This is a genomic window from Geomonas sp. Red276, assembly GCF_054784495.1.
Genome location: NZ_BLXW01000075.1, coordinates 1 through 2,941, shown reverse-complemented (window position 1 = coordinate 2,941; position 2,941 = coordinate 1). Strand labels below are relative to the sequence as shown.

The 2,941-nt window shown below is 58.4% G+C and carries 3 protein-coding genes; 2 read left to right on the top strand and 1 reads right to left on the bottom strand.

The window, feature by feature from the left end; translation table 11 throughout:
• Window positions 1-121: 121 nt before the first annotated feature.
• A complete protein-coding gene (tssI, locus tag ACYVL5_RS23400; RefSeq protein ID WP_460597960.1) occupies window positions 122-1,306 on the top strand; it encodes a type VI secretion system tip protein TssI/VgrG in 1,185 nt (394 codons plus the stop codon).
• Between the two features lie 181 nt (window positions 1,307-1,487).
• Here the strand turns inward: tssI and ACYVL5_RS23395 are convergent, their stop codons facing one another.
• On the bottom strand, window positions 1,488-2,213 hold the full coding sequence (locus ACYVL5_RS23395; RefSeq protein ID WP_460597959.1) for a DUF554 domain-containing protein: 726 nt from the start codon (window positions 2,211-2,213) through the stop codon (window positions 1,488-1,490).
• A gap of 288 nt (window positions 2,214-2,501) precedes the next feature.
• Here ACYVL5_RS23395 and ACYVL5_RS23390 point away from each other — a divergent pair, with 288 nt between their 5' ends.
• Window positions 2,502-2,822 carry a hypothetical protein gene (locus ACYVL5_RS23390; protein ID WP_460597958.1) on the top strand — a complete coding sequence of 107 codons (321 nt, stop codon included), beginning with the start codon at window positions 2,502-2,504 and terminating at the stop codon, window positions 2,820-2,822.
• The last annotated feature ends 119 nt before the right edge of the window (window positions 2,823-2,941 follow it).

Below are 2,941 nucleotides of genomic sequence, written 5' to 3'. Positions count from 1 at the left end.
TTGTGGGGCACGGTGGGTTCTCCTTCTGAGGTTTGGTCGTTGGCGCTTCCAAACTACCAGAAAAACTCACTGTGTCCCTTCTTTTTTACCCCTCCTTCAGGGTGGTGCATTTTGAACTAGAATTCATCCTCCGATCGCTGGCAGCGAGAATAAACTTATTTTAAGAGGTGAATCAGGCATGGTTGTGGATGACGAGGCCATCCTGACGGTTGCCTGTAACCACACTATCTGCTCGGGAAAAGTCACTCATTCAAATTACAACTTTAAAAGACCTTCCCTTTGTATGGCCATTTCAGGGGAAGGTGACACTTGGCAGGACCTTGAATTGTGTGAATTCCCCGGTGATTATGGATTGCCGGAAGAGGGAACCAGCAAGACGAGGATTCATTTGGAAGAATCGCAATGCCTCAAAACCTCAGTACAAGGGACCAGCAACTGCGCCAGACTGATACCTGGCTATACCTTCTCAATCAACAAGCACAGTTTTGCTGAGTTGAACGATGAATATTGCCTCGTGGCGGTGGAACATGAGGGGTCGCAGTCCTGTGCCTACGGTGAATACTCCGGGATCGGCGGGGATTACACCTACTCAAACCACTTCATTGCCATTCCGGCGTCAAAGGTCTACCGCACGCGGAAGACTTTCGAAAAGCCCTTCGTCCGTGGCCTGCAGACGGCCATCGTCACAGGCCCCCCGGGGGAGGAGATCCATACGGACGAGTACGGGAGGATCAAGGTCCAGTTTCACTGGGACAGGGAGGGGAAAAACGACGATAGGAGCTCTTGCTGGCTCCGCACCTGCCAGCCCTGGAGCGGCAACGGGTGGGGCTTGGCCTCATTGCCAAGGGTCGGCGATGAAGTGCTGGTCGGCTTCATAAACGGCGACCCGGACTGGCCGATTGTGGTGGGCAGCGTCAATAACGCCGCGTCACCGGCCCTCTACGACCTGCCGGACCACAAGACCCGAAGCGGCATCAAAACGAGGAGTACCCCCGGCGGCGGTACCGACAACTTCAACGAATTGCGGTTTGAGGATAGAAAGGGTGCCGAAGAGGTATACCTGCAGAGCGAGAGGGACTGGAACATCCTGGTCAAGAACGACAAAACTGAAGCCATCCGAGCAAACAGCAGCACGACCATCGGCGGCGACCGTACAACCACGGTCAAAGGGTCCTCATCACAGACCGCCGACCATATCACCCTGACAGCCACCTCCGGGATTACCCTCCAGTGCGGCGCCAACACCATCGATCTCGATGCTTCCGGTATCCGGATCAACGGAGTCCTCGTAAAAGTGAACTGCTAACCGCCGCCACGCACCGCCCTCTGTCAACAGGGCGACTCCTTTAACGCAAGCCCCCGCCACGACACCATGCCTCCCGCCGTCGCTTCCATCACCGCCCTGGTCGTCTACCTGAGCTGCATCGTCCTGACCTGGTTCTGCTATTCCAGGAACAATGCCGAGATGCCTTGTTGAAAAGAGTGGTTTAGGGGGAGGCGAAGATCATCAGCAAGGGGGGGGCGAGGAAGACGGCGGGGAGGAGGTTGCCGACCGGGAGCCTTTTCACCCCCAGCATGTCGAAAGCGATGGCCACGATGAGGAGGCCTCCCACCGCGTTCATCTCCTGCACCACCGGCGGGGTCAGGATCTGCTGGGCGGCGGTGGCGCAGAGGGTGATGCCCCCCTGGTAGGCGAAGAGCGGCAGGGCGGAGAAAAGGACGCCGATGCCGAGGGTGGAGGCGAGGGCAACCGAGGCGATCCCGTCGAGGGCGGCCTTGGCATAGAGGATCTCGGGGCGGCCGCCGAGGCCATCCTGTAGCGACCCCATGATGGCCATGGCGCCGACGCAGTACAGAAGGGTGGCGGTGACGAAGCCCTCGGCGACCTTGCCGCTCCCCTTGAAGCGGCTCCCGAGCAGCTCGCCGATTGCCTCCAGGCGCGCCTCGATCCCCAAAAGCTCGCCGATGACGCCGCCGCCTATCAGGCTTCCGATCACGATCATCACCTGGTTGCTCTTCAAGGCGAGTTGCGCCCCGATCAACAGCACCGCGAGGCCTAAGCCCGCCATGATGGTGCCGCGCACCTTTTCCGAAAGGAGGTGCCCACCCTTCACGCCTACCAGACTCCCGCAGACAATCGCGGCCGCATTTACCGTCGTTCCCGTCATGATCATCCCGCCAAAATAGTGACCTTGTGCTTTAAAGGCAAGCACAAATCTCTCCCTCAATGGCTTCTGCCGCTCCCTGCTCCTCTCCGCCCCAAGGTTTCTCTCTTTGAGAGATGCTGTTCACACCCCGAAAAGAAGGAAAAGATCTTTCCGCACTAGATAATAAGGTTTGAACCCCAAGGGCGGATTGTGTTATAGCCACAGCCGGATCGATCATCGCCAGGGAGGATGGATGAGAGAGAATAAGGACAACCAAGCCGCCTTCTTCAAAAGCCTGCGTTTTCTCCCGCTCCCTTCGGCCAACGGCCAAACGGCAGCGACTAGATAATCGCCATGACTATCTGGTCGTCATTACGGGACAAGCTCAGACAAGGGGTGAACTCCGGCACCGAAGTGAGCCGCGAACGTTTCAACGCCCTTCCCTACCGCTACCAGCAGTTCGACATGGCCCTGGCCTGGGAGATCCGGCGGTCGGAAAAGGAAACCGTGGTCGACGGTATCCTGAAGAACCTCCGCTACGCCTTCATGGAAGGGATCGAACTCTGGGTCGCCGCCACCGGCCCCGGCGGCAGTGTCCGGGCCCGCGCCGCCTGCTACATCACGCCCCACGAGCTTCGCCAGGACGAGCTCGCCCCCTTTACCGTACCTGATTAGCGCCAATCTTCCGCTGGAAGACAAGCGCGACATATTACGTCGTAGGTGGTTCATATAATCACGGCACATTCCATCCGAGGAGGCTGCCGTGAAGAATCGTTTCCAGTTCCAGTCAGGCC